The organism is Halobacillus amylolyticus, from assembly GCF_022921115.1.
GTDB lineage: Bacteria > Bacillota > Bacilli > Bacillales > Halobacillaceae > Halobacillus_A > Halobacillus_A amylolyticus.
The window spans coordinates 3539715-3566149 of record NZ_CP095075.1 but is presented as its reverse complement, the minus strand read 5'-3'; the positions used below and the strand labels follow the sequence as shown (position 1 = coordinate 3566149).

The following is a 26435-nucleotide window of genomic DNA, read 5'->3' as shown; positions in this document are numbered from 1 at the left end:
TTATTGGTTCTTTCTCAGCTCATATTTCGCAACTGCTCTACGGTGGACTTCATCAGGTCCATCCGCTAAACGTAATGTTCGAATGTTTGCCCATTTGGCTGCCAATGAATAATCATCGCTGACGCCTGCTGCTCCGAAGGCTTGAATCGCCCGATCGATTACTTTCAGTGCCATGTTGGGAGCTATGACTTTAATCATGGCGATTTCTGCCTTCGCTTCCTTATTTCCAACTGTATCCATCATATAGGCGGCTTTTAATGTAAGTAACCGAGCCTGTTCTATATCAATTCTCGAATCCGCAATCCATTCTCCAATCACACCTTGATCAGCAAGCTTTTTACCAAAAGCCTCCCGTTCATTTACACGTTTGCACATATCTTCTAATGCTCTCTCCGCGGCACCAATTGTCCTCATACAATGATGGATTCTTCCCGGCCCGAGCCTTCCCTGGGCAATGGCAAACCCTTTCCCTTCTCCCCATATCAGGTTGGCAGCGGGAACGCGCACATTTTTGAATTCAATTTCAGCGTGACCATGTGGGGCGTGGTCATAACCAAAGACCGGAAGAGTTCTCTTAATATCAACCCCAGCCGTATCGAGAGGAACAAGAATCATCGATTGCTGCTCGTGCTTAGGAGCATCTGGATCATTTTTGCCCATCACGATCGCTATTTTACATCGCGGGTCTCCCGCTCCAGATGACCACCATTTCGTCCCATTGATGACATACTCATCACCATCTCGAATAATACTTGTCTTAATGTTCGTGGCATCCGATGAAGCGACGTCAGGTTCCGTCATGGAAAAACAAGACCGGATTTCCCCATCTAATAATGGAGTTAACCACTTTTCCTTTTGCTCCTTGGAACCATACCGCTCAAGGAGCTCCATATTGCCTGTATCGGGCGCGGCACAGTTAAAAACTTCCGGAGCAATGCTTGAGCGACCCATGATTTCACATAAGGGAGCATATTCCACGTTTGTCAACCCAGCTCCATACTCACTATCAGGCAAAAATAAATTCCATAATCCTGCTTCTTTCGCCTTTTCCTTTAACTCTTCCATGATCGGTGGAACGGAAGCAAAGCGTGCTTCCTTATTAAGCTGTTCCTCATAAACCGACTCATTAGGATAAATGTATTCCTCCATAAATGCATTCAATTTTCTCTGCAATTCTTGAACTTTTTCTGTATATTCAAAGTTCATACATTCAGCACCTCCTTATAAATAACCAACCATTTATGTAGAGCTTAGTGTTCAAATTTTACAAAGCACCACATTTCCTTTGATCACTTCATTTCCATCTTGATTGGTCGCGTTCACTTTAAATTTCATTTTCTCTTCCTCATTATCATCCAAGGTCGCATTCAATGTGACCACGTCATTTAAAAAGACCATCCCTTTAAATCTAATCGTGTAGTCTTCAATAAACCCTTCTTCATAATAGGGGGTGAAAAGTTTTGCGAGATTGCCCATCGTCCACATTCCATGGGCAATGATGCCAGGTAAGCCGGCCTTTTCTGCCTCCTCATCTATGGTATGGATCGGGTTGTAGTCGCCTGAAGCACCCGCATACTTAATTAGGTCAAGCCTGGAAACTGGCGAAAGGGTTACATCCTGAAGTGATTCACCGATTTGTAAATCTTTTAGTTCCTTCACACCATCATCTCCTTCCGCACCGCTTCAGTTATAATGACAACCTGCTCTTCTGTGAAAATGAGATTTCCTTCGAGATCTTCTCCATACCTTTTCAAAAGTAGAAATCCCATTTCTCCACTTTTTCCATTTCTCTCATAGTAATCTTTCACTTCCGAATAACATTGGATGTCTTCTCCAACCATTAGTGGCCGTTCATAATGGTAGATTTGTTCTCCGTGGATCAAACCCTTCGAAGGCAAGTTCAACTCCTCGATGGTTCCATAGTCAAACACCCTGGGAAACGTAGGGGGAGCGATGTTATGGTTATACCTCGATTGTTTTCCAGTTTCCTCACAAATAAAAATGGGGTGCAAGTCGCCGATAGCTTCGGCAAACTTTTTCACAGCCCCTCTTTCAACTGTGTTCTTTACTTTATTAGACCTTTTTCCAATGCCATGCTTTAACACAACTACCACCTCACTTTAAATATATGTTGAACAGCTGCCTAATTAATCATGAATTTTGTTATACACATAGCCCTTTAATCCTTTGGACCTCCAGCTACATACAATACTTGCCCATTGACAAACGATGAATTCTCATCAGCATAGAAGGCTACTGCGTTGGCAATATCCTCTGGTTTCCCGCTTCTTCCGACAGGAATGTTGTCAACACTTGCTTTCACTAAATCCTCGAACGAAATACCGATGCGAGCCGCCGTTTCTTTTGTCATTTCCGTCTCAATAAAACCTGGTGCCACTGCATTTGCCGTAATCCCAAATTTGCCTAATTCAATAGCAAGCGTTTTCGTAAACCCTTGGAGTCCTGCTTTTGCCGTAGCATAGTTTGCCTGGCCTCGGTTACCGAGAGCAGAGGTTGAGGAAATGTTGATAATACGCCCGTATTTATTTTCGACCATATACTTCTGAACGGCACGTGCTGCATTAAAAGAACCCTTCAAATGAACATTCATGACTGTTTCCCAGTCTGAATCGGTCATTTTAAATAACATGTTATCGCGGATAACCCCGGCATTATTTACCAATATATCAATCGATCCAAACTTGTCATGGGCCTCTTTCACAGCTGATTCAACTTGCTCAAAATCTACAACATCCGCCACCTGCTGAAAAATTTCAAAGCCTTTTTCCTTGAACTCACCAACCGTTTCATTTAACGCCTCTTCATTTACATCAATAATGGCTACTTTGGCTCCTTCTTCAGCGAACCGTTGGACAATACCCTTACCGATTCCACGACTTCCCCCTGTTACAAAAGCTACTTTTCCATCAAATCTACCTGCCATATGTCATTCCTCCAGTATAAAAATAAGTTGTACTAGTCATACTAGTTTTACTAGTCTATTAGATTGAGTAAAAAATTATCCTAACTTCACATGTCCTTTTAATAGATTTCTGGAGATGATTAAACGCTGGATTTCATCCGTGCCGTCATAAATTCTCCACAGTCTCGCTTCACGATACCAACGCTCAATCGGCAATTCCCTTGTATAGCCCATTCCCCCGTGGATCTGAAGGACACGGTCAACAACCCGATTCCCCATATTGGAACCGTACAATTTCGCCATTGAAGCAGCATGGCGGTTATCTTCACCTTGATCGAGGGTAAAGGCAGCATTGAGTACAAGCCATTTGGCGGCTTCGATTTCCACTGCAGAGTCTGCAATTTGCCACTGGATCGCCTGTCTAGCAGCAATCGGTTTGCCAAATGTTTTACGTTCATTCGCATAATCGATCGCCATGTTCAATAATCTTTCAGACGCACCGACAGCACGCGCACCAACGATCCATCGCGCAAAGCCAATCCACTCAAGGCCCAGATCATACCCGCCATTTACTTCACCTAATATATTCTTCTCTGGAACACGTACATTGTCGAAGACTAGCCCAGCAGGACCCCACTCTCCCATCGTATCAATGTATTCAGATTTCCAGCCCATAGATCGATCAGCAATGAAACAGGTCACCCCTTTTCGACCTGAAGAGGACTGATGCAGCTCTTTATCCGTGATCGCAATCACCATAACAAAGTCCGCTTCATTACCGCCGGTGATAAATGTTTTTTCCCCATTTAACACCCATTCATCGCCGTCTTTCACAGCCGTCATTCGAATATTCCTTGTATCAGAGCCGGCATCCGGTTCAGTCATCGCAAAACAAGATTTCTTCTCGCCATTGATCGTAGGAATGAGGTAGTTTTCCTTTTGCTCCTCATTTCCATAGTATAAAATGTTATCAGCCGATCCCCCAAACTGGAACGGAACGAACGTTTTAGCGACTTCCATGAGGACGATTGCCATCATCATCTGTCCTAAATCAGCCCCGCCATATTCTTCCGGAGTATTAATCCCCCAGAAACCAGCTTCTTTTGCTTTTAATTGCAATTCCTTCATTTTCTCTGGAGGAAGACTCGGCTTTCCCTCCCTCTCGTTTCGTAAAACATCATTTTCTAAAGGCATTAATTCCTTTTCCACAAACTTTCGTATCGTTTTTTGTACCATTTGTTGTTCATCTGTTAAACGTAAATGCATGAAACTATCCCCATTCTTTTTAGTATTTTTTCATACAAATGTGGTCAGCTTTTTCGGGCTGAAATGATTTGACTCATCTTTACATACCTACTGGTTAGTATGTTATGCTTCTATACTATTTTAAAATTTCAGAAAATACAACCCATAAGTATGTCTTATTATGACGAATAACTGAAATACAAGTCCATAATCGTACTTATTTTTTTCCCGTTTTACGTTGCTTGTTTTGAATCACTATTACATTCAATAGGTATATTATACTTCTTAAATCCCCCACTGACTGTCCCACGAAAAAACTCTGAATGACTAATATGCCATTCAGAGTCTCCCCAGCAGAATCCATTCATTTGTTATAATCCCATAAAATCAGCCATTCTCCTTCTTCCTCAGTCACAAATACCTCCTGATTCAAATCGAATGTACCATACTTACCTTTAAAATTTTGAATGACCGTCGTGGCATAAACAATTTCGATAGGGTCAGCATCCTTTGTCATTGACCAGCCCTCAACTTTTTCCATGTTGCCTAATGAGTAGGAAAATGTGGTAACACCAAAGTGATTCATAAATACATGAGCACGATCCTGAATGTAGTGCCCTTTAGTAAATTTTTCTTTCATTAATGGGTGAAACAGATCCCAAGACTCTGCGAACTGAGCTTCTTGCTCATACTCATAGAAAGATTGCACGACCTCTTCGGCTTGCTGACTAGGGGACTGACTTATTAAAAATACACCTATCAGAATAATAATCACAACTAAAAATGCTAATGCCACGAACATTTTAGATTTATTCTTCTTACCCACAAAATCGCTCCCAACTCGTTGCCTTGTACTACTAATCTATGCACAAGGATTTGGATTTAGGTGAAAGAGCGAGAACCACATCTAATGGGTCATTCCGTACATCTTCTCAAGTTATAGCGAATAGTGTTATAGTGTCCCGAATTGGTCAAACGTTTAATTAAATTTATTACGTGCAGACCTAAGACAGTTTAGTCTTTCTGTCCTAACCTAAAGTTCCAGCCCTCCGGATAAAGCGGCATCCGTTCCGAACGATATATCTGCCGGTGACTTCCTTTCTCAAACCCGGTCACTTTCAATTCATAGACGACTTGAGCCGGTTTCTCATCGGTTACCTCGACAATAATACTCCGCATATTACCGTCTTTCCCATTAGTGTACCCCGACGTGATTAAGCGATTCCCTGTTTCGCTTAGGAAGTTGGCATCGCTTACAATGCTTGAATAGAATGATTTGCCCCTTTGTTCACCGTAAGCCCAAATTTCTTTGACCGTCATTTCCTGAGTATTAATGCGATATTGGACCCCACGGCTGTATTCTTCACTCACACTTTCGTCCCCTCTTGTAATGGCTATATTGTTATCAAACAATAAAATATCTTTTGTTGCTTCATTATTATCCTGATCAGGTAGTGTCATCACGGCATGTGGGCCACCAGGAAATTTAAAATTTTGTCCCACTGGTTCTAGTAAATATTGTTGATAATCTTCCGGCCACCCTTCATGGGCAGCTAATATCCAGTCAATCTCTCCCTCAGGGTAACTCATCTCGAGGACTGTGCTTTGGTGGCGGCTCGATACGAGAATGTCCCCTTCCAACTCATCGTACCAGATCGCATTCTGGTGAAACCAATCGCCATCCTCTTCTGAAGGCCCATCATACTCTTGATAAAAGTCTTCTGGAAGAATGTTTCTCATGTTAAGCTGATCTACCAAATCCCCAGATTGGCGGTCAATTTCAATCATTTCATCTTCAATATACTGGGAAGTGTCATGGGTCGTGGCCAACAAGTTTCCACCTGGCAACTCTATTACATCATGGTGAATGACCCCCCATCCCTCATAATTGCTGTGTTCCACTACATAAGCATTAGAAACTTGACCTAACATGTTCATTTCGACCAGCTGATTATATTTATCTGTTTTCTCTGTTAAAAAAATGAGATTGCTATTCTCCATTCTCTTAAATACGTGGCTGTTTGGCAGGGTTGAATACCAACGTACATCGGCATTGCTATCAACAGCATAGGCGTACATACTACTTGGAATAATAAACGTAAGCCCGTTCTCCATTTTCTCCCTATCCGCTTCGATGAGTTCTGTTGTCAAGAAATCTTCTGGGAGCGGATCTGTGTTAATGGTGAGTCCCTTTGTTATAACAGTCCCATCTTCTCTTTTCCCCTCAATCATAACGGTATTTTCATAATCAGGATATAAACCTAAAACAGGGATTTCATGACTTTTCTCATACCCTGAAAATGTCTCGCTAATATCTGCAGCATCCTCTTTTCCATTAACTGTTACAGTTATTTCTAACGGTTCCTCTGTCTCAAACTTGACCAGTGCAGTTAAAGGCGCAATCCCATAAGGATCAGGGATGACCAATGGATCATTAAAATTGTAGTTTCTCTGGCTATATGTAGTATTGATTACATTTTCTATTGAATCTTGTTCATTAATCAGCTCCGTGTCCGCTGATACTGTACGTGTTCCTCCACCCACTCGCTGGTCTTCGTTCATCTCTAGAAAAATTAAAATGGCACGGACTATCATTGCCAGGCCAAAAATTGTTATCCCTATCTTTTTCACGGAATCTCCCTCTCCTTAAGTTTTTGATACTAATGGTCTATTAAAGGTATATGTGCGCCCTAACATACTAGTTTAGAAGCTATGTAATCAGCACTTTCGGTCTAACCTAACTACTGTTTTAAACCTTTGACCAAAAAAACAATTCAAAAAAGCCCCATCATCAGTCCTAATACTAGACCGGTGATGGAGTCTTTTTTCCCACTATGTCAATTAATTAAACCTTTACCTTTTAAAATTCAACTGGTTGGGGCCCAGTTACAAAGCATCCCTATAACGTTGATAATAAGCCTCCACATTATTAAGCAGCAACAATTCAGTATATAGGTAGGTTTTCATATTGAAATCATTGAAATCAATCGTCGTGAGTTCTTGTATTTTTTTAATTCGATAATTTAACGTGTTGGGGTGGATGAATAATTGATTGGCTGTCTGCTTCCCTTTGCCATTATTGGCCAAATAGACTTCAAGGGTACGGAGTAAATCGGTCTGCTTCTCTGTATCATTCTGGATGAGTGTTAATAAATCATCACTGTAATAGTCTTCTGAACTGTTTTTTTCATAGAGTGTTGCTAAGTAACGGTAAATCCCCAGCTTGGTGAACTCTCGAGGCATGGATTCAGGTCGAGGGGTTATAAAGTTTGCTATTTCAATCACTTCAAGTGCTTCGAGAAAACTCTTTCTCAAATAATCTAAAGTCGTGTATTCTTTCCCTACCCCGATTAAAAAGTTGTAAAATGGGTCTTCTCCTGCTTCATTTTTTACCTCTTCAATTATTTCCCTGGCTAAATTGCGCGAAGAGAACTCTTCACCTGTCTCACCGTAAAGGACTAAAATCATTTGGAATTCTGTTTTTAAATAGTGAATTTGTTTTTTACTGGATGATTGGTAAATTGTCTTTTCAAGGTAATCGAGCATGTATTTATGCTGAGGTGTTGCCAGGGAAAAAACGACAACGGAAAAACGCTCAGGTAAGGTGAGTTTGGCTAGGGATGCGTCATGACGGACTTGACTTTCACTTCCGTACTCATGATGAAGAAGCTTCCATAACAACTCTTCTCTTTTCCCTTCTTTAGCATTGATCCTTTCATAAACATCATAGATCAGCTTGCCAAGATGCGGGGTAATTTCCTCAAGGAAGCTAAGCTCCTCATCTTTTAGGAGGTGGTCAGATTCCTGAACCCAAATATATCCCATTGTATGGCCGAGATGCTTGGCAGCCACCACGACACGCTGATGAAACCCTAATTCTTCGATAGGATGAACTCGTATCGGATCGGGGTGACTTTCAAGCCTTTGCACGATTCCTTCCTTCTTCAGCCGATCGATAATAAAAATCGGACATTTTTTTGAAAGAATGGTCTTCTGCTGGGTTTGATCAAATTCGTCAATGGAGGAACTATAAGAAATCAATTCAAAATTTTTATTTTCTATAATGACAGGCTTACGCAATTTCGAACTAATCAATTCAGTTGCTTTATGAATGTCCTCTACTTGGAGGATCAATTGTTTTGCTTCCATATGAATCCTTACCTTTCCAAGTAGGCTATTGTTACTACATGGGCCACCTAATTACACACTATTATAGCGAGTAATAGTGGAAAGAGAAAGGAAAACATTTGTGCCTCTACTATATACTAACTAGCTCATTTACGGCACTTTCTCTTTTTATCAGCGCTCACATCTCTTTTATCAGCGCTCACATCTCTTTTATCAGCGCTCACATCTCTTTTATCGGCGCTCACAACTCTTTTATCGGCGTTCACAACTCTTTTATCGGCGCTCACAACTCTTTTATCAGCGTTCACAACTCTTTTATCGGCGCTCACATCTCTTTTATCAGCGTTCACAACTCTTTTATCGGCGCTCACAACTCTTTTATCAGCGTTCACAACTCTTTTATCGGCGCTCACATCTCTTTTATCAGCGTTCACAACTCTTTTATCAGCGCTCACAACTCTTTTACCGGTTCTCACTACTTTCACGTTAAAAAAGCTCCCCCATATCGGGAGAGCTTTGATTAAAATAGCCTTTTAATACATTTCTGAGATCGTCTTCGCTTGCATATGAAGCGCCAAGTAATCTGGACCACCGGCTTTTGAATCAGTACCGGACATTTTGAACCCGCCAAACGGTTGATAGCCGACAATGGCACCGGTGCAGTTACGGTTGAAGTACAGGTTACCGACATGGAAATCGTATTTCGCCTGTTCAAGGTGTTCACGGTTATCGGAAATGACGGCTCCTGTTAAGCCATACTCTGTGTTGTTGGCAATCTCAATCGCTTCGTCAAAATCTTTTGCTTTAGTAAAGCAGACGACTGGGCCAAAAATTTCCTCTTGCTGCATGCGGGAATCTGGAGCAAGGTCAGCAAAGATCGTCGGTTCGATGAAATATCCTTTAGAATCATCGCCTTTACCACCTGTTACTAAACGTCCTTCTTCTTTACCGATTTCGATATAGCTCATGACTTTGTCAAAAGCACTTTGGTCAACAACAGGTCCCATATAAACGTTACCCTGGGAAGCGTCGCCAACTGTCAGTTCTTTCGTGCGTTTCGCAACCATGTCGAGCAATTCATCATATACATCTTCATGGACGACGGCGCGAGATCCTGAGGAACATTTCTGCCCTGAGAAACCGAAGGCCGACACGACAATCGCTTCAGCAGCCGTTTCTAGATTGGCATTGCTATCGACAACGACGGTATCCTTACCGCCCATTTCAGCGATTACTTGTTTCAGATGATTCTGGCCTTCTTGAATTTCAGCGGCACGTTTAATGATACGAGTTCCGACGTCGCGTGAGCCTGTGAAGGAAATCAGTGCTGTTTTTGGATGATCAACAAGATAGTCACCGACTTCTCCACCGCTTCCTGGTACAAAGTTCAAGACGCCTTTAGGTAGACCAGCTTCTTCAAGTACCTCAACGAATTTAGCTGCGATAACAGGACTGTTACTAGCAGGCTTCATGACTACAGTGCTTCCTGTTACAAGCGGTGCAACGGCTGTTCCTGCCATAATCGCAAAAGCCAAGTTCCAAGGTGGAATAACGACAGCTACCCCTGTAGACGTATAAATGTAGCGGTTTTGTTCGCCTGGACGACTTTCAACAGGCTTACCGTCTTTCAATTCGATCATTTGACGTCCGTAATATTCTAGGAAGTCAATCGCTTCCGCTGTATCAGCATCCGCTTCTTTCCATGGTTTACCTACTTCATATACTAAATAAGCGGAAAATTCATGCTTACGTCTTCTAATAATACTAGCGGCACGGAAAAGCAGCTCTGCACGTGCTCTCGGATCCCACTTTTTCCAGCTTTTGAAGGCTTCTGCAGCCGATTGAACAGCTTTTTCAGCAATGTCCTTATTCGCTTTTGATACAGAACCAACCACCTGTTTTGTATTAGCAGGGTTCGTGGAAACGATTTGTTCATCAGTACGGATCCGTTCCCCGTTCACAAGTAAATCGTGCTTTTGACCTAATTCCTCTTTCACTTGCTTCAACGCTTCTTCAAAAGCTTTTTTATTTTCCTCAACTGTAAAATCTGTAAATGGTTCATGTTTGTAAGCAGTTACCATAATGAAATTCCCCTCTCCATTTTTGAAAAATTATTTCTTGAACATTCCTTTGACAGCAAAGGCGATGTTCGCAGGTCTTTCAGCTAAACGCCTCATAAAGTACCCGTACCAATCTTCACCATAAGGAAGGTAAACCCTTACAGTGTACCCTTCTTTCACCAGATCAGATTGCGTCTGATTTCTCATGCCATATAACATTTGAAACTCAAATTGATCCTTTGAAATTCCATGCTCTTTCACCAATTTTTTAGTGAAATCAATAATAGCATCATCATGACTCCCTACGGCCGTATAATGACCGTTCAACAGATTCTTCTCGATGAGACGTTTCAAGTTTGCATCAACCTCTTGCTTATCAACAAAAGCCACCTTGCCCGATTCCTTATAGGCTCCTTTTACAAGTCTTAAATAAGGATCGTAAGCCTGCAGCTCATCTACGTAATCATTGGAACGATAAAGATAGGATTGTATCACCGTTCCCAAATTTGCATGTTTTTCTTTTAATGCTTTGTAAATCTCAAGGGTCGGCTCACATCTAGAAGAATCCTCCATATCAATGGTCACCGTAATATCATATTTTTCAGCTTCCTCAAGTATTCGTTCCATGTTTTCCATGACCAATTCCTTGCTAATATCAAGGCCAAGTGAAGTCAATTTTAAAGACATCTCGGAATTCAATTGATGATGAGCAATCGCCTGGATCGTCTCAATCCCTTCTTGACAGCGCTTTCTTGATTCTGCCTCTGATTCAACGAATTCCCCAAGGTGGTCAACAGTAACTTGCAACCCATCATGGTTCAGCTGCTTAATCAACGGAATTGCTTGAGAAAATGTTTCTCCCCCTACAATCTTGTCAGCCCCAAAACTTGTTCCAAAACGCTTAGCTAAGCGATCTAATAACTTGTTATTGGAAAGGTATAAGAAAAAGTTCTTACTAATGGCTTCCAAGATCATCACACTCCTTTATCTTCATCTATTAACTGTAACCATGTGGTTTTCAGATGGAATGTATTGAATTTCATCTGTTAAGAAAATTATAACGATTATCCCAGGGTGGAGACAACGTGCTCCAACCACAAACTTTCCTACATGGTTTTATGGTAATTACACAAATGGTTCACTTCATGTTTATCCACTGAGGGTTTCAAGTAAACATAAGGATTCCAGGTTGCTTTTCTTTTCCAAAAATTGTTCACGAATTAAAACAATTTCGGAGATAAATTATGGTAGTGAAGACTTACAAATGTGCTAATAACACCAATAAATATCTAATATGTTTAAAGCACTCCCCTCTCTGTCAATAATGAGTTCATAGTACTAGAACGGGAGAAGATTCAATGACCTCAGAAGGAAAGCGTGATAACAATAATTTAGATAAAAATAATAACACCGGTACAGAGAAAGATCACTTTGACAATGAGTTAGTGAATAATCTTAAAAAAATCAAAATGGAACTCGGCAATAGCAGTGATTTAGTCATTCGCGAATTCTCGATAGGTGATGACCTTTGCCTAAATGCAGCGGCAATCTACATGGGTGGTTTAGTGGATGAAAAGATCGTTAATGAATTTGTATTGGAGTCGATAAAGGTTGAATCTTCCGAAGAGGGAGAAGTCAATCAGGAAAATGTTTTTGAATTTATTAATACCCATGCCATCTCGGTTGGGGAAGTTAAAGTCATTCAAGAATGGAACACATTAATTCTGGCAATTTTATCGGGACATACGGCTATTTTGATTGATGGTTGTGCGGAGATACTAACTGGCAATACAAAAGGCGGAGAAACTCGACAGGTATCAGAACCTACTTCCCAACTCGTCATTCGCGGACCAAAAGAAGCATTTACTGAATCGATTGGGACAAATGCAGCCCTGATTCGCCGCCGAATCAAAACCCCAAATTTATGGCTTGAAACGAGGCAAATCGGAAGTACTACCCAAACGGATGTTGCTCTTATGTACATAAAGGGTGTTGCTAATGAGAAGGTTCTTAAAGAGGCAAAAAGACGTTTGGATAATATTGATATCGACGGCATTCTAGAATCTGGTTATATTGAACAGCTTATCCAAGACCACCCATACTCGCCATTCCCAACTATCTATAATACTGAACGTCCAGATGCTATTGTAGGGAATTTACTTGAGGGCAGAATAGCTATCTTAGTAGATGGCACGCCTTTTGTGTTAGTTATACCAGCTTTATTTATTCAGTTTTTTCAATCTCCTGCCGATTATTATCAACATTTTTTTATTGGCTCATTTTTACGTTTGTTAAGACTATCAACCTATATTATTACCTTACTCACGCCAGCACTTTATATTGCCTTAACCACTTTTCATCCGCAAATGATTCCCACACTTCTACTAATCAGCTTGGCTGCGCAAAATGAAGGCGTACCCTTTCCACTTTTTGTCGAGGTCATGCTGATGGAGATCACCTTCGAGATTTTACGTGAAGCTGGGGTTCGTATGCCGCGTGCCGTGGGGCAGGCTGTTTCCATTGTTGGTGGACTTGTACTTGGTCAAGCCGCTGTGCAAGCTGGACTGGTTTCTGCCGCGACAGTGATTGTTGTCTCGCTGACAGGGATCGCAAGCTTTGCCTTCCCTTCTTACACGATTGGGGTTCCAGCGCGACTACTACGCTTTTTAATGATGATTATAGCAGGAAGCTTTGGTCTGTATGGGGTGGCCATGGCCTTGTTTATTCTCATAGCGCATTTGAGCAGTTTACGCTCATTCGGGATCCCTTATTTAAGTCCTTTTGCTCCGTTTGTTTGGTCGGATATTAAGGATACCCTTGTACGCCAGCCGTTATGGTCCTTACTTCTCAGGCCAAAACTGATCAACCAACAGAATCTCAAACGGCAAGATAAAGGGCAAAAACCAACTCCGCCGGATACAAACAACTCTGCTTAGGAAAGGAATTAAGTGGTGATGAGATGATAAAACATATGTTTTTGCTGTTATGCCTTTTGTCGGGGCTGGTTCTGTTAACAGGCTGTTGGGATCATCGGGAATCAGGAGACATTGCATTGGTGATGGGAATGGGGATCGATAAGATGGAGGAGGACAATTTATACCGTGTTTCATTCCAGATTGTGAATCCAGGGCAAGTAGCCGGTGGAAAAAGGGGACAAGGCCAAGGCACAGCCGTTACTACCTATAGTGAAACAGGGAGTACCATATTTGAAACTGTACGGAAAATATCAAAAAAGGTGCCGCGTCTACTTAGTTTTTCGCACACTGTGGTCCTTGTCATCGGCGAGGATTTAGCAACGGAAGGCGGCCTCCCCAAGATTTTGGATTTCACCGAAAGATATTACGATTTTCGCTCGACAGCCCTCGTGCTCGTAGCAAAGGAGGGACAGGCCCTTCCGATTTTAAGTGTACTTACTCCGTTGGAAAGGATACCCGCCATGAAGATTCAGGAGACTGTGCAAAAAACAGAAAAAGTATGGGGAGAAACACCTCAGCGGAACATCAATGATGTGGTTCAAACCATCTCTAGTAAAAGCAAGGGACTTTCATTAGGTGGGATTTCTATCGCTGGAAATTTAACTGAAGGACAGACATCAGCAAACACTAAACGAGCAGTACCGACCACCCTTGTTAAGGTTAGCGGATTAGCTCTCTTCAAAGATGGAAAACTGAAGGGCTGGCTAGAAGATAAGGAAGCCCGTGGTGTTGCATGGATTCAAAATAAAATTAAAAAAACAGTATTGTCATCAAAATGTAAGGAAAACAAAAGCACCATGGCAGTTGAAGTCCTTCGTTCTAGTACAGAATTAAAGGTATCCGTTGCGCATGGCAAACCTAAGATGACCATATCGATTCGCGGTGAAGGCCACCTGGAAGAGATCACATGTCCGATTGACCTCACCCAGCCTAAACAGATCTTCCAACTTAATAACACATTCGAATCAGAAATTAAACAAGAAGTAACCACAGCAGTGAAGACCGCCCAAGAACAGAAAAACGATATCTTTGGTTTTGGCGAAGCAATCAATCGCGCTAATCCCAAGGCATGGAAAGAAATGGCGAAACAATGGGACGAAACATTTGCTGACATGGAGGTCCAAGTAAACGTTAAATTTTTCATCCGTGGCATAGGGCTCCGGAAGCAACCATTAATCTTACAGAAAAAGTAACAAAGGGAGGTGCAGGCATGGAAAAGGTTAAAATCAGCGGAGGCCAATTGTTTATATTAATGTTTTTATTTGAACTTGGCACTGCCATTGTGATCGGGCCTGGACTGGGCGCCGAAAAGGATGCCTGGCTAGCCGTTCTGCTCGGTTTAATCGTGGGCATGACTCTTTTTCTTGCCTACTATGCGCTTTACCGTCTCTATCCCGATCTGCCCTTAACGGAATATGCAAAGAAAATACTCGGAAAATATCTAGGCGGGCTGGTCGGGATCGTATACCTTTTTTACTTTCTATATATTGCGGGAAGAGACCTGCGCGATTTTGGTGAATTGTTGACTGCCTCCACTTACGTTTATACACCCATGTTTGTAATCAATGCCATAATGATTCTGTCTGTGGCCTTTGTACTCTGGCACGGAATCGAAGTGTTGGCAAGAACGGGCGAAATTTTCTTCTTTGTCTTAATGGCCGTAGGGGTCGTTGGCACAATTATGGTATTGGTATCCGGCATGATCAAGGTCAATGATCTTCTTCCCGTATTGGAAAATGGTTGGAAACCAATATTAACAACTTTGCCAATTACCTACACGTTTCCTTTTGGAGAAATGATCGCGTTCACTGTATTATTTCCTTATTTAAACCGCCCCAAACTAGGACTCAGGGTGGGTTGGTCAGCTATGAGTTTCAGCGGTATCCTTTTAATCTGGGTTGTCGCCATGGAGGTTGCTGTTCTCGGTGTTTATGTAGCCACCCGTTCCACCTTTCCTTTGCTCTCTGCCATCGGACTGGTTAATATGACCGGATTCTTTCAACGTTTAGATGTCGTTGTCGTACTGACACTCATCATTGGTGGTTTTTTTAAGATCGCCGTTTTCTTTTACGCTGCGTTAATAAGTGCTACGGAACTGTTCCGTGTCTCCACATATACCAGGTTAGTTCTACCCTTCAGTATTATCATTTTACTTTCATCAATGATGGTGGCCAATAATTACGCTGGTCACATTAAAGAAGGACTTAAGGTCACCACCTATTATATTAGTCTCCCCTTACAAATGGGGGTCCCGTTACTTTTACTCGTCATTGCATTGATCCGAAAGAGTTTTAGGTCCCGTTAATCTTTGAACTTCTTTCTGATAAAAGAAATGATCGGGCTGACTACCAAACTTAAGAGTAGTACAGTTATAAGCAAGTAGCCAAAGGGTGTCATTACCCAAAAAGGATTATAGATATTGGTCATAGCTATACTTCGGTCAACCCCCATTAACACATCCATTCCATAATGAAGCGATGTCATTCCGATAAACACAAATAGAAAGATTAAAATGATTTTCATGCCAACCACCCGCATTTTTAATTATCATCTGTTTCAAAACAAAATTTTATGCTGATTATGAAGCATTATTGTTTAATCCTTAATGCAGAAATAGAAATAGCCACCTGTTTATTTGAATGAAAAAGGTGGCTATTTCTATTCACCAAATCGCTGCCCATAGGGCGAATCACCCCCTGTTAACGTTCAAGTTTGACTAAGTACTTCTTCCGGGGAATGACTCTATTCAAGGTTTCTCAGTAACTGCTCGGTTCGTGGTTACAACATCCCTTTTCTAAAAAAGAGACGGCCCGTACAATAAGCACGGAATCCGTCTCTAAGTTTCTCCCTTACACCCAGCGAGTCGTAAGAACTTTCTTACGTGTATAGAATTCAAGTCCGTCTTTTCCATTGGCATGAAGATCACCATAGAAGGAATCTTTCCAGCCAGAGAATGGGAAGAATGCCATAGGAGCTGGTACACCAATGTTGACACCTAACATCCCTGCATCAATGGTTTCACGGAATTGACGTACACTTCCGCCGTCATTTGTAAAGAGACAGGCACCATTGGCAAAACGTGACGTATTGGTTAGTTCAACAGCATCATCAAGATCTTTCACTCGTGCAATCGAGAGAACAGGTGCGAAGATTTCATCCTGCCAGATTTTCATTTCCGTTGTGACATTGTCGAAAATAGTCGGTCCTACGAAATAGCCCTCTCTTTGAGCGTCTTCATCGTTTCGGCCATCACGAACAAGTTTTGCGCCCTCTTTTTCCCCTGTTTCAATATACTGAAGGGTACGCTCTTTATGGTTATCACGGATAACTGGTCCAAGAAATACACCTTCATCTAATCCGTTTCCGATCTTCACTTCGTTTACTTTTTCCGTGAGTAATTCAATGAATTCATCGGCAACGGAGTCTTCGACGGCCACGACAGAAGCGGCCATGCATCGTTCGCCGGCGGAACCGAAGGCAGCATTAAGAATTTGCGTTGTCGCATTATCAAGGTTCGCATCTTTTAAGACAATGGAATGGTTCTTAGCTCCAGCAAGTGCTTGGACACGTTTAAGATTTTCAGTACCGCGTTTGTATACGTATTCAGCTACAGGCTGCGAACCTACGAAAGAAATGGCCGCCACATTTTTATGATCTAATAAGCCATTTACCACATCATGTGCCCCGTGTACGATATTAAATACACCTTTAGGTAAGCCAGCTTCTTCAAGTAATTCTGCCAGGCGATTGGCAAGTAATGGCGTACGTTCAGATGGTTTTAGTACGAATGTATTTCCTGTCACGATTGCCATTGGGAACATCCAAGCAGGAACCATCATTGGGAAATTAAATGGTGTGATTCCACCAATAACCCCGATTGGATAACGGTAGACACCTGAGTCAAGGCCATTTGAAATGGAAGGTAATTGTTCACCCATCATGAGTGATGGAGCACCAGAAGCAAATTCAACATTTTCAATGCCACGTAATACTTCACCCTGTGCCTCTTTAAAGTTTTTCCCGTTTTCAATGGTTACGATTTCTGCCAGCTCATCCCAGTGATCGACAAGTAATTGCTGATACTTAAACAAAATGCGAGCACGTTTTGGAACAGGTACTTCCTTCCAGTCTTTAAAAGCTTCATCCGCTATTTTTACAGCGTGGTCTACATCCTCTTGTGATGAAATAGGTACATGTGCAATAATTTCGCCTGTTGCAGGGTTATATACCGCTTCAGTTTCGTCTGATTTAGCGTCGATCCATTCTCCACCAACGTAGTTTTGAAGTGTTTTTACTTTTGTTTGACTCATATCAAATTCCTCCTAAAATAGATTAAAAAATAGAATATAAGAATACTGCTAAGAACATGATCAATAAAGGCACGACGACACTTACGGCAAAAATAGGTTTATAGGCTCTTTTATGCGATTCTCCACAAATAGCCCGAACTGTCGTAACAACGTAGCCATTATGCGGAAGTGAATCGATACCGCCGGATGCTAACGCGGAAACACGATGCATCGCGCCAGGATCCAAGCCTTGGCTCATATAAATGGGTGCCAGAATTGGCAAGGCAATTCCTAATCCGCCAGAAGCTGATCCTGTAATTCCGCAAACAACGGTAACCCCTATCGCAAGCCCCAATAAAGGTGGGCCTGGCATATTCACAAGAGAGTCTACTAAACTGTCAAAAGCGGCCACCTGTGCAGCTACACTGCCAAAACCTACTACAGCACAAGTATTTGCTAGTGCGATGAGTGCATTTTGCGTACCTGTGGCAAGGGAGTCCCAAAACTCTTCCAGAAACTTATTCATCAGTATACATGCTAAAAAGATCCCTGTCGTTAATGCGATCAACAATGCAGTAGTAGGGTTCATATATTGCCCCAAAATGTTTAATAAGGTAATGACAGTAACAAGCGGTAAAATCGCAATAATAATATGGGGTACGTCTTTTACCACTTCAGGAATGCGATCTTGCTGCTCTTCCTGTTCAAGGGCTGCGGCCGATTCACTATTCGCTGTTGAAAACTCTGTCGGGAGTGCAAACGTCTCCCCATTTTCAGCTGCCTTTTTCACCATTCTTCCTAGCCACAATCCACCGATAACCATAACAAGCAGTGCGCTGAGCACGCCGATAAATCCACCGGCTGTAGGAGTTGTCCCAAAATATTCGGTAGGAATGATATTTTGAATTTCCGGAGAACCGGGTGCAGTCATTGTAAAGGATATGGAACCAAACACTAAAGCAGCTGGGATAAACCGATGGGGCAGATTCGCTGTCCGAAATAACGAGACGGCGATCGGATAAACGGCGAAACCAACAACGAATAGGCTAACCCCTCCATACGTCATAATGGCAGCTGCCGCCACAACAGCAAATACGGCACGCTTTGCACCTAACGTTTTTTTGATCCATTGTGCAATACTTTCTGCTGATTTCGTTTCCTGCATAATTTTCCCGAAAATCGCTCCTAGTAAAAAGACTAGAAACCAAGATGCAAAATAATCAGTAAAACCTGCCATATAACTATCCATAATCGCTGTTTCCAGATTCAATCCTCCCGTAACAGCGATAAGAACAGAGCTTATAAGGGCCGCAATGATAATATTTATCCCTTTCATCGTGAGATAAATTAATAAAGCAAGTGATGCAACCAATCCAAGCAATCCCACAAAGTCCATGAAACCTCTTCCCCCTAATTCCTCTTTAGCTTACTGTACTTTCTGTTGAAAACTTATACTCATAACAGACTTTATAGAGTTCTTCGATTTCTGACTGTGTCGGTACCCTCGGATTATTTGCTGGGCTGCCACTTGCTAATGCATCTGAAGCCATTTTTCCGGTAGCGCTTTCAAATGCTTGTTTATCAATACCCCATCCACTTAAATTGGGGATATTCAACTGTAAACATAGATTTTTCACAGAAGAAACAGCTAAATCGGCAGCTTCTTTCTCGGAATACTGTTCAGCTTCTGGTGAGAAAAATCTTCCTAAATCAGCCAATCTTTTAATAGAGTGTTCTTTACTAAACTCTAAAACTGCTGGCAATAGCATCGCATTCGAATACCCGTGAGGCACGTGAAATAGTGCTCCAATTGGTCTGGACATCCCATGCACTAAGCATACAGACGAATTCGAAAAGGCAATACCAGCCTGTAAAGACCCTAGTGACATGGCTTCCCTTGCGTCAAGATTATCCCCATTCTCATATGCTGCTTGGATATTTTCTACAATCAGCTTCATTGCTGACAGCGCTATCATATCTGTCATCGGATGAGAACGCTTAGAAATATAACCTTCTACTGCATGACTAAGGGCATCAACTCCTGTTGCTGCTGTTACGTGCTGTGGTGAAGATAATGTCAACAGTGGATCTACAATTGCAGCATCCGGCATAAATGCTGGTTGTTTAATCATCATTTTTACATCATTGGAAGTGTTCGTGATGATTGTCGCATCTGTTGCCTCTGAGCCAGTTCCGGCAGTCGTTGGAATGGCGATATGTGGGATCGGTGCGACCTCAGCCACTTTCTTCTCGCCCATGTAATCCCCGATATAACCACCGTTCGTAGCGAGGACAACAATGGCCTTCGCCGTATCAATACAGCTTCCGCCTCCAAGCGAAATCACAAGATCACAGTTTTCCTTTTTAAATAATTCTAGAGCCTCATCAACATAGGTATCTGTTGGTTCGGACTCAACCCCTAAATAAACGACACTTTCAACTCCGGCTTTTGTAAGATAGTCCCGCCCTTCACTTACATAATCTAGAGAGTCCATCACTTTATCGCTGATAATAAGCGCCTTTTTCCCTCTTGCAGCTGCTTCCTTACCAACCTTCTCAAGTGCATGGCGGCCATAGGTGATCGTCCGCGGCATACGAAGGACAGCATAGTTTTCCATTTAACTTACACTCCTTTTTAATAGGTTCACATCTATTAAATGCAAGAAGCGTGCCAACTTAAATGACTGATTATACTGACACTTAAGAATAGGATGTGTAGTGTTTTCACTACATTTTATCGTGAAATAACTACACTACAGTTCGCTCAGATCATACTTTTTCATTTTTTGATATAAAGTTGTCCGATGAATCCCCAGTTGTTCCGCTGCCTTTGATTTATTTCCTCCTGTTTTTCTTAATACTGTCCGAATAAGCTCTCTTTCTTTTTCATCTCCCAGGTTTCTTGCTTGCTTCATTAGGGTTGCATTATCACTTGATTCTTGTCTGACAGTCTTTTTATCTCTCATATAGTCAGGTAAATGATGGGTGTTAATGGTATTCCCATCAACTAAAATAGCAAGCTTTTCAAGTGTATTCACTAGCTCTCTTATATTTCCGGGCCAGTGGTAATGCAGGAATACTGCCATTGCCTCTGAGGCTAAAACCTTCACAGACATTTGATACTTGCTGCAGATAGCATATAAATAATAGGTGACCAATTGGGGAATGTCTTCTGTCCGTTCACGAAGAGAGGAAATAGGAATCTCGATCACATTTATTCGATAATAGAGATCCTCCCGAAATTCTCCTGCTTCGATCATCTCATTTAGATTACGATTGGTAGCCGCAATGATTCTTGTTTCGATTTCGTATGGTTGATGGCCACCGACACGTTCCACTTCTTTTTCCTGAAGAACTCGCAACAATTTGGTTTGCATCATAAGCGGCATTTCACCAATTTCATCCAAAAACAATGTGCCATGTTGAGCTAACTCGAATTTACCTGGCTTCCCACCTTTTTTTGCCCCGGTAAAAGCGCCTTCTTCATAACCGAATAACTCTGATTCAAATAAATGTTCGGGAATCGCCCCACAATTCAAACTAATAAAAGGACCGGATGAAAAAGGGCTAAGATGATGAATACCCTTGGCATACATCTCCTTTCCAGTTCCACTTTCACCAGTAATTAAAACGGTTGCCTCCGTTTTGGCAACTTTTCTGGCTAAGCGCTTGATATGAGCCGTACTTTCGCTGTTGCCAATAATCTGATCAAGTGTTATGGAACTGCTCTCCTTTAGTTTGGCTTGGGATGGGGATTGCTTTGGTTTCTTATGAAGCGAATTCTCCTGCAGTCTTTCATAAATACGATATACTTCTGTGACTCCCTCAAAAATCAGCATACCGATAGCTCCAACAACTTTATCATTCTTCCATATTGGGATACGGTGGACAATCATGGCCTGACCTTGGATATATTGGACAACCCCTCGTTCAGGCATGCCGGTTTGCACTGTGTCAGGTAATTTGGTGTTATCAATGACTTCCTGAACATGTCGCCCAATGGCATCTTTTGCCGCAATCCCAGTAAAACGGCTATACGCTTCATTAAACTCCCGCAAGATCCCATCTTCATCCACTACAGCAACACCTTCATAGGCGCTTTCTAAAATGACATTTAAAATTTCTGCTGTATGCTCCATCTGATTAAGTTCTTGAATGTATGAAGAAAGCCCTTTCAAAATTTCGCTTCTTGATGCAACACCTATCAAACTACCCTGCTCATCAACGATAGAGAAATGGTCTGAAGGCATTGAGGATATATCTAAAAGAGATACATTCGAACGAATGACAGAATGATTCTTTTTTGTGCAGCTACCTGCTACAGAGTCTTCCGCATGACCATGAATAAAACGGTTCAGCAGCATTGGTAATGTGACCATTCCAATAGGATGCTTATTCTCATCAACCACCGGCAGACATTCTACGTTTAGATGTTCGATCATTTTCGCGGCTTCTCGTAACGATTTATCTTTTGGAATAGAGCAGGGATTCGGTATCATCCATCTCTCGACTTTCACCAGCTCTTCCTTCTCTAGCTCATGTTCTGAACTTTGAACGAAATCTTGAATCATCAACCTTACCTCCTTCATTCAATAAAGTTAATTATTATTCTTTGCTTTCACAAGCACAAAATCATATCCCCTTGCTTCAAGGTAGTGGGCAAAGTTCCTACAGTAATAGACGTTATATTGGTTTTTGGTCCACATCAAAACTTATGATCATCGTTGATGGTGTGATTTGCAAGTTTTTCTTGATTATAATTCATTTTGTTAGGATAACAAGGTAGCCATGCAGTGTATCCATACCACATATTTACCCATAAAAGTAATTTATTTTCATAAAGACCGAGAACACTAAACTGAACAGATAAGTTGAGTTGGATTTAGACTCCGGTTTTTGATTTAACTCAAGACCTTAAATTTAGAGAAGCTGCCGAACATGACATTCTATAATTTTAACTATATGAATGGAAAATAAAAACCGGCCCCCTACATCACACAGGAACCAGTTTACATTAAGATCTCTTTATTAAGTTATAAAGTATCCGTACATTAAAATGGTGTAGAACCTAGATCATCCGTTGAATATGACCTGTCTTCTATTAGACAAACAAAGAACAGACAACTAGTAATATTAGTGACATTAACCAAGCTAAAGTAGTCGGAACTGACCATGTTAAAATTTGTTCTTTAGTATCTCTGATTCCTAACATACGGGTCACTACCCAGAAGAAACTATCATTGAAATAGGAGAACAGCAATGAACCTGTTGTAGCACCGATTGCAGCTAATGGCATATACACACCGTCAACTCCTGACAAGATCGGAGCAGTAATAGATGCTGCAGTTATCATAGCTACTGTTCCACTTCCTTGAACCAACCTAACAAAACTAGAGACAAAGAAAGGTAGCAAAACAAGTGGAATGGAGAAACCGACGATCAATTCAGCTACATAATCACCGGAACCGCTTTCATTAAGCACATTACCTAATGCACCACCTGCACCAGTCACAAGAAGGATAATACCCGCAGACTTAATTCCCTCTTCCATTCTATCAATTGCATCTGTACGATTCATTTGAGATGTCAGCGTATAGATCGCAAATATAAGACCGATCCCTACTGCAATGACAGGATTACCAAGGAACTGCATGTAAGCAAATACACCTTCACTCAAGTTCAATGCAGTTACCAAAGTATTTGCGAAAATTAAAAGAATCGGAATAAGAATTGGAGCAAGGGATATAAATAATGAAGGCAAATTTTTATTTTCTTGCTGTTCAAGAAATTCTTCATAATTAGATGCGTGTTCAGGTCGAATCCATCCTAAACCTGATTCATCAGGGACTTGGTGGATCTTCTTTCCAAGCCACTTCGCATACAGGACCCCTACAATAATAAGAGGAACTGAGAATAATAGCCCCCATAGAATCACGACTCCAACACTAACCCCAAAAATCCCTGCGACACCTAGAGGCCCCGGAGTAGGTGGTACTAATGAATGTGTGACGACAAGACCTATTGCTAATGCCACTCCTAAGGTTAGGACCGAACGCCCTGTTTTTCTGGAAATCGCTTTCACTAATGGAGCTAAGATAACAAAGGCTGAGTCAACGTAGATGGGGATGGACACGACATAGCCTGTCAAAGCCATAGCCCAATCTTCCCTTTTCTTACCTAGCATTTTTACGAAAGAATAGGCTAACCGTTCAGATGCACCGGCTACTTCCATGACACGCCCTAACATAACTCCAAATCCGATAACGATACCGATTGAGCCAAGTGTTCCTCCAAAGCCTGTTGTGATGGCTTCTGCAACGGAAGGCGGGGTCATCCCCGCAATCAATCCGATGACAGAAGCAGAAATAATCAGAGCTATGAACGCGTGAATCTTTGTTTTCATTACTAGGAACACTAATAATGCTACACCAATAACAAGTCCTAAGATTATTTGACCACCTGGTGCTTCCATGATTACTTCCCTCCTCGAAAATTTTATTTATTTGTTGAAATATGGAGTATATTTTGCAGCAGCTTTAATTGCTTCAACCATACTTACTGAGCTCGCAATTCCTTTACCTGCAATATCAAATGCCGTTCCATGATCGACTGAAGTTCTTAAGAATGGGAGTCCATTGGTAAGAGACACGGTACGTTCAAAATCTGCCATTTTTGCAGCAATGTGCCCTTGATCATGGTATAGGGACAGTACAGCATCATATTTCCCATGAAGTGCCTGGTGAAATACAGAGTCAGCCGGAACTGGACCTGTTACATCTACACCATCTTGTCGGGCAGCTTCGATACCTGGTACTAACTCATCTATTTCCTCTCTTCCAAATAGACCACCTTCACCTGAATGAGGATTTAACCCTGCAAGTGCTAATTTAGGACTTTCAATTCCTAATAGCTCCAACGCACCTTTACATCGGTTAAGGTAAGTGTGTACTCTTTCTTTTGTCATTTCCCCGATAGCATCTTTCAACGATAAATGACGAGTCAAAAAGAATATTCTTAGGTCATTCACTTCAAACATTGTCATAGGATCTTCTGAATTAGTGAACGCTGAAAGCATCGCTGTATGATCGATGTGAGGCACTTTTCCCGCTTGAAGGGACTCCTTGTTGATCGGTGGTGTACAGATCGACCCCGCTTCCCCGTCCTGTACCATTTGGATTGCCTTCTGAATGTACTCATAAGAGGCTTGTCCACACATTCCGGAGACAATACCCATCTCGTATTTCTCAATGTCAATATTATCGAGATTGATCAAGTCGATTGTGCCAAATTGATAATTGCCTTGGGAGGATTTATTAACAACGTTCACTTCCAAGTGCACGTCAACTGCGTCCATGATTTTCTCAAGTACGTCACGGTCTCCAACAACGATAGGTTTACAGATTTCATAGATTTCTTTTTCTGCTAGCGACTTTATGACAATTTCTGGCCCGATTCCTGCCGGGTCTCCGATTGGTATTACGATAATTGATTTGTTTTCCGTGTTTTCCATATAAATCTTCCTCTCTATATTAATGAGTTACTGAAACCAAATAGTTCATACAAGTACTGAGCGTTTTCTTATCTCCAATCATTCCCCCTTTAGTTATGACATTCATACCATCTAAATACCCACCTACGAATTTTCCGTAAGCAGCTAAGGGAATAACCTCATCCGCAAGTTCAATTCCTTGTGCTCTCGTGATCGAACATACAGATGCCGTAACATCACCACCACTCAAATAACACCCAGCAAAGTCTTCTTTATTCTTTTCCAAAACTCTTCTGCTGATGGAAGCCAGTCCATCGGTAATTCTCTTAGCTAATCCTTCTTCCGTCGTATTCTCGGCTTCAGCAATTTCCGCTAGATCAAGACGCTTCTGCCCCGGGTGATAGGTGGTGACTAAGATGATTTTTGCCTGGACGGCTTGTTTCTCCACTGTTGCAACCACACGATCGACTTCCTTCTGCCACTTCTCCTTAAAGGTAGCAAGCTCCTTAGGTTTGGCATAAATCGGTTTAACCTTCCATTTATTGATGAAATAATCTAATTGTTGACCTGTTTGTGAAGTGACACTCCCGACTGTAACTAAGTACTTTTTATCTTTTTTTCCTCCACCCAAATACTTACTTGAATAAACTGCAGTGAAAGGCCCAGGGTCAACGGTTACAACTGGGTGTGAGCATTCTTTAACTACATTAGCAATCATGTCAATATGTTCATCAGTTACTGCATCTATACAAATGACCCTATATGTCGAACTTAGTTTTTTCAGAGATCTTGCCAGAGATTCATGTCCTTCCATTACAATATCCAGACCAATAGAACTAATAGAGAGGTTGGTTTGATTTTGAATCACTTCTTTTACCTTAGAGGTTTTGATCGGACTGACAGGGTCCTTCGCTACATCTGTTTCCTGTAGAGGAACGTCATCGACTAACAAGTATCCCCCCACAGTACTTCTTCCGGATTCAGGAAAAGAGGACACCACAATTGCTACTGAATTTTCACCAGAAAAATCGAGCATCTCCTCTATTTCAGCTCCGATATTCCCTCTTAATGTACTATCAATCCTCTTGCTGTAAACTCTAGCCCTTCCATTACTTTCAATGGATTCAAGAGCACTTTTCACACGGGAGCGCGCTTGCTCCTCTGATACATATCTACTATCTGTATCCAAACAAAGAGCATCATAACCACTCTCGGGGACAGGAAGTCCATGTACAACGGTCGCAGTCTTCAGCCCCTTTTTTGTTAGTTTGACACCGGTTGCATTCGCACCAGTTAAGTCATCACACACAACAACTACATCCATTC

22 protein-coding genes are annotated in these 26435 nt (G+C 41.8%); 3 read left to right on the top strand and 19 right to left on the bottom strand.

What is annotated here, in order from left to right; all coding sequences use genetic code 11:
• From MUO15_RS18025 to MUO15_RS17975, 11 genes are all read right to left on the bottom strand, one after another.
• Window positions 1-1206, bottom strand: coding sequence for an acyl-CoA dehydrogenase (locus MUO15_RS18025; RefSeq protein ID WP_245031459.1), 1206 nt, complete (start codon window positions 1204-1206; stop codon window positions 1-3).
• Window positions 1207-1257: 51 nt separating this feature from the next.
• The gene (locus MUO15_RS18020) at window positions 1258-1659 is read right to left on the bottom strand and encodes a MaoC/PaaZ C-terminal domain-containing protein (protein WP_245031456.1); all 402 of its coding nucleotides are present in this window, start codon (window positions 1657-1659) and stop codon (window positions 1258-1260) included.
• A complete protein-coding gene (locus MUO15_RS18015) occupies window positions 1656-2105 on the bottom strand; it encodes a MaoC family dehydratase N-terminal domain-containing protein (protein ID WP_245031454.1) in 450 nt (149 codons plus the stop codon). Before MUO15_RS18015 ends, MUO15_RS18020 begins: the two co-directional genes overlap by 4 nt.
• A 74-nt stretch (window positions 2106-2179) precedes the next feature.
• Complete coding sequence (fabG, locus tag MUO15_RS18010; RefSeq protein ID WP_245031452.1) at window positions 2180-2944, bottom strand: 3-oxoacyl-ACP reductase FabG; 765 nt, start codon at window positions 2942-2944, stop codon at window positions 2180-2182.
• A 75-nt stretch (window positions 2945-3019) separates the two neighbouring features.
• On the bottom strand, window positions 3020-4189 hold the full coding sequence (locus MUO15_RS18005) for an acyl-CoA dehydrogenase family protein (RefSeq protein WP_245031450.1): 1170 nt from the start codon (window positions 4187-4189) through the stop codon (window positions 3020-3022).
• Window positions 4190-4532: 343 nt separating this feature from the next.
• Entirely contained in the window at window positions 4533-4994 is a 462-nt protein-coding gene (locus tag MUO15_RS18000) for a hypothetical protein (protein ID WP_245031448.1), read from the bottom strand.
• Between the two features lie 188 nt (window positions 4995-5182).
• Window positions 5183-6799: an aryl-sulfate sulfotransferase gene (locus MUO15_RS17995; protein ID WP_245031446.1), complete on the bottom strand. Its 1617-nt coding sequence runs from the start codon at window positions 6797-6799 to the stop codon at window positions 5183-5185.
• 255 nt (window positions 6800-7054) lie between these two features.
• Window positions 7055-8317 carry a PucR family transcriptional regulator gene (locus tag MUO15_RS17990; RefSeq protein ID WP_245031444.1) on the bottom strand — a complete coding sequence of 421 codons (1263 nt, stop codon included), beginning with the start codon at window positions 8315-8317 and terminating at the stop codon, window positions 7055-7057.
• A 125-nt stretch (window positions 8318-8442) separates the two neighbouring features.
• The gene (locus MUO15_RS17985) at window positions 8443-8781 is read right to left on the bottom strand and encodes a hypothetical protein (RefSeq protein ID WP_245031442.1); all 339 of its coding nucleotides are present in this window, start codon (window positions 8779-8781) and stop codon (window positions 8443-8445) included.
• Window positions 8782-8829: 48 nt separating this feature from the next.
• Entirely contained in the window at window positions 8830-10377 is a 1548-nt protein-coding gene (pruA, locus tag MUO15_RS17980) for an L-glutamate gamma-semialdehyde dehydrogenase (protein WP_245031440.1), read from the bottom strand.
• 30 nt (window positions 10378-10407) lie between these two features.
• On the bottom strand, window positions 10408-11325 hold the full coding sequence (locus tag MUO15_RS17975; RefSeq protein WP_318036172.1) for a proline dehydrogenase family protein: 918 nt from the start codon (window positions 11323-11325) through the stop codon (window positions 10408-10410).
• Window positions 11326-11714: 389 nt separating this feature from the next.
• Between MUO15_RS17975 and MUO15_RS17970 the strand changes: the two genes are divergently transcribed.
• Genes MUO15_RS17970 through MUO15_RS17960 form a run of 3 tightly spaced genes read left to right on the top strand, consistent with a single transcriptional unit; the run spans window position 11715 to window position 15636 of the window.
• Window positions 11715-13292: a spore germination protein gene (locus tag MUO15_RS17970; protein ID WP_245031438.1), complete on the top strand. Its 1578-nt coding sequence runs from the start codon at window positions 11715-11717 to the stop codon at window positions 13290-13292.
• A 23-nt stretch (window positions 13293-13315) separates the two neighbouring features.
• Entirely contained in the window at window positions 13316-14524 is a 1209-nt protein-coding gene (locus tag MUO15_RS17965; protein ID WP_245031431.1) for a Ger(x)C family spore germination protein, read from the top strand.
• 17 nt (window positions 14525-14541) lie between these two features.
• Window positions 14542-15636: a GerAB/ArcD/ProY family transporter gene (locus MUO15_RS17960; RefSeq protein WP_245031429.1), complete on the top strand. Its 1095-nt coding sequence runs from the start codon at window positions 14542-14544 to the stop codon at window positions 15634-15636.
• Here the strand turns inward: MUO15_RS17960 and MUO15_RS17955 are convergent.
• From MUO15_RS17955 to MUO15_RS17920, 8 genes are all read right to left on the bottom strand, one after another.
• Window positions 15633-15854, bottom strand: coding sequence for a YczF family membrane protein (locus MUO15_RS17955; protein WP_245031427.1), 222 nt, complete (start codon window positions 15852-15854; stop codon window positions 15633-15635). The two genes, MUO15_RS17960 and MUO15_RS17955, sit on opposite strands and share 4 nt — an antisense overlap.
• Before the next feature lie 326 nt (window positions 15855-16180).
• Window positions 16181-17641, bottom strand: a complete 1461-nt coding sequence (locus MUO15_RS17950; RefSeq protein WP_245031425.1) for a CoA-acylating methylmalonate-semialdehyde dehydrogenase — start codon at window positions 17639-17641, stop codon at window positions 16181-16183.
• A 22-nt stretch (window positions 17642-17663) separates the two neighbouring features.
• Complete coding sequence (locus MUO15_RS17945) at window positions 17664-19016, bottom strand: GntP family permease (RefSeq protein ID WP_245031423.1); 1353 nt, start codon at window positions 19014-19016, stop codon at window positions 17664-17666.
• Window positions 19017-19041: 25 nt separating this feature from the next.
• Complete coding sequence (locus MUO15_RS17940; protein WP_245031421.1) at window positions 19042-20238, bottom strand: iron-containing alcohol dehydrogenase; 1197 nt, start codon at window positions 20236-20238, stop codon at window positions 19042-19044.
• A 135-nt stretch (window positions 20239-20373) separates the two neighbouring features.
• Window positions 20374-22191: a sigma-54-dependent Fis family transcriptional regulator gene (locus tag MUO15_RS17935; RefSeq protein ID WP_245031419.1), complete on the bottom strand. Its 1818-nt coding sequence runs from the start codon at window positions 22189-22191 to the stop codon at window positions 20374-20376.
• Between the two features lie 530 nt (window positions 22192-22721).
• Entirely contained in the window at window positions 22722-24092 is a 1371-nt protein-coding gene (locus MUO15_RS17930; protein WP_245031417.1) for a GntP family permease, read from the bottom strand.
• A gap of 27 nt (window positions 24093-24119) precedes the next feature.
• Window positions 24120-25130, bottom strand: a complete 1011-nt coding sequence (pdxA, locus tag MUO15_RS17925) for a 4-hydroxythreonine-4-phosphate dehydrogenase PdxA (protein ID WP_245031415.1) — start codon at window positions 25128-25130, stop codon at window positions 24120-24122.
• Between the two features lie 19 nt (window positions 25131-25149).
• Complete coding sequence (locus MUO15_RS17920) at window positions 25150-26433, bottom strand: four-carbon acid sugar kinase family protein (RefSeq protein WP_245031413.1); 1284 nt, start codon at window positions 26431-26433, stop codon at window positions 25150-25152.
• Window positions 26434-26435: the final 2 nt, after the last annotated feature.

Coding starts and splice junctions, on each gene's coding strand:
- MUO15_RS18025 (WP_245031459.1), bottom strand. CDS start 1,206: ATGAACTTTGAATATACAGAAAAAGTTCAAGAATTGCAGAGAAAATTG.
- fabG (WP_245031452.1), bottom strand. CDS start 2,944: ATGGCAGGTAGATTTGATGGAAAAGTAGCTTTTGTAACAGGGGGAAGT.
- MUO15_RS18005 (WP_245031450.1), bottom strand. CDS start 4,189: ATGCATTTACGTTTAACAGATGAACAACAAATGGTACAAAAAACGATA.
- MUO15_RS17990 (WP_245031444.1), bottom strand. CDS start 8,317: ATGGAAGCAAAACAATTGATCCTCCAAGTAGAGGACATTCATAAAGCA.
- pruA (WP_245031440.1), bottom strand. CDS start 10,377: ATGGTAACTGCTTACAAACATGAACCATTTACAGATTTTACAGTTGAG.
- MUO15_RS17970 (WP_245031438.1), top strand. CDS start 11,715: ATGACCTCAGAAGGAAAGCGTGATAACAATAATTTAGATAAAAATAAT.
- MUO15_RS17965 (WP_245031431.1), top strand. CDS start 13,316: ATGATAAAACATATGTTTTTGCTGTTATGCCTTTTGTCGGGGCTGGTT.
- MUO15_RS17960 (WP_245031429.1), top strand. CDS start 14,542: ATGGAAAAGGTTAAAATCAGCGGAGGCCAATTGTTTATATTAATGTTT.
- MUO15_RS17955 (WP_245031427.1), bottom strand. CDS start 15,854: ATGAAAATCATTTTAATCTTTCTATTTGTGTTTATCGGAATGACATCG.
- MUO15_RS17950 (WP_245031425.1), bottom strand. CDS start 17,641: ATGAGTCAAACAAAAGTAAAAACACTTCAAAACTACGTTGGTGGAGAA.
- MUO15_RS17945 (WP_245031423.1), bottom strand. CDS start 19,016: ATGGACTTTGTGGGATTGCTTGGATTGGTTGCATCACTTGCTTTATTA.
- MUO15_RS17940 (WP_245031421.1), bottom strand. CDS start 20,238: ATGGAAAACTATGCTGTCCTTCGTATGCCGCGGACGATCACCTATGGC.
- MUO15_RS17935 (WP_245031419.1), bottom strand. CDS start 22,191: ATGATTCAAGATTTCGTTCAAAGTTCAGAACATGAGCTAGAGAAGGAA.
- MUO15_RS17930 (WP_245031417.1), bottom strand. CDS start 24,092: ATGGAAGCACCAGGTGGTCAAATAATCTTAGGACTTGTTATTGGTGTA.
- pdxA (WP_245031415.1), bottom strand. CDS start 25,130: ATGGAAAACACGGAAAACAAATCAATTATCGTAATACCAATCGGAGAC.
- MUO15_RS17920 (WP_245031413.1), bottom strand. CDS start 26,433: ATGGATGTAGTTGTTGTGTGTGATGACTTAACTGGTGCGAATGCAACC.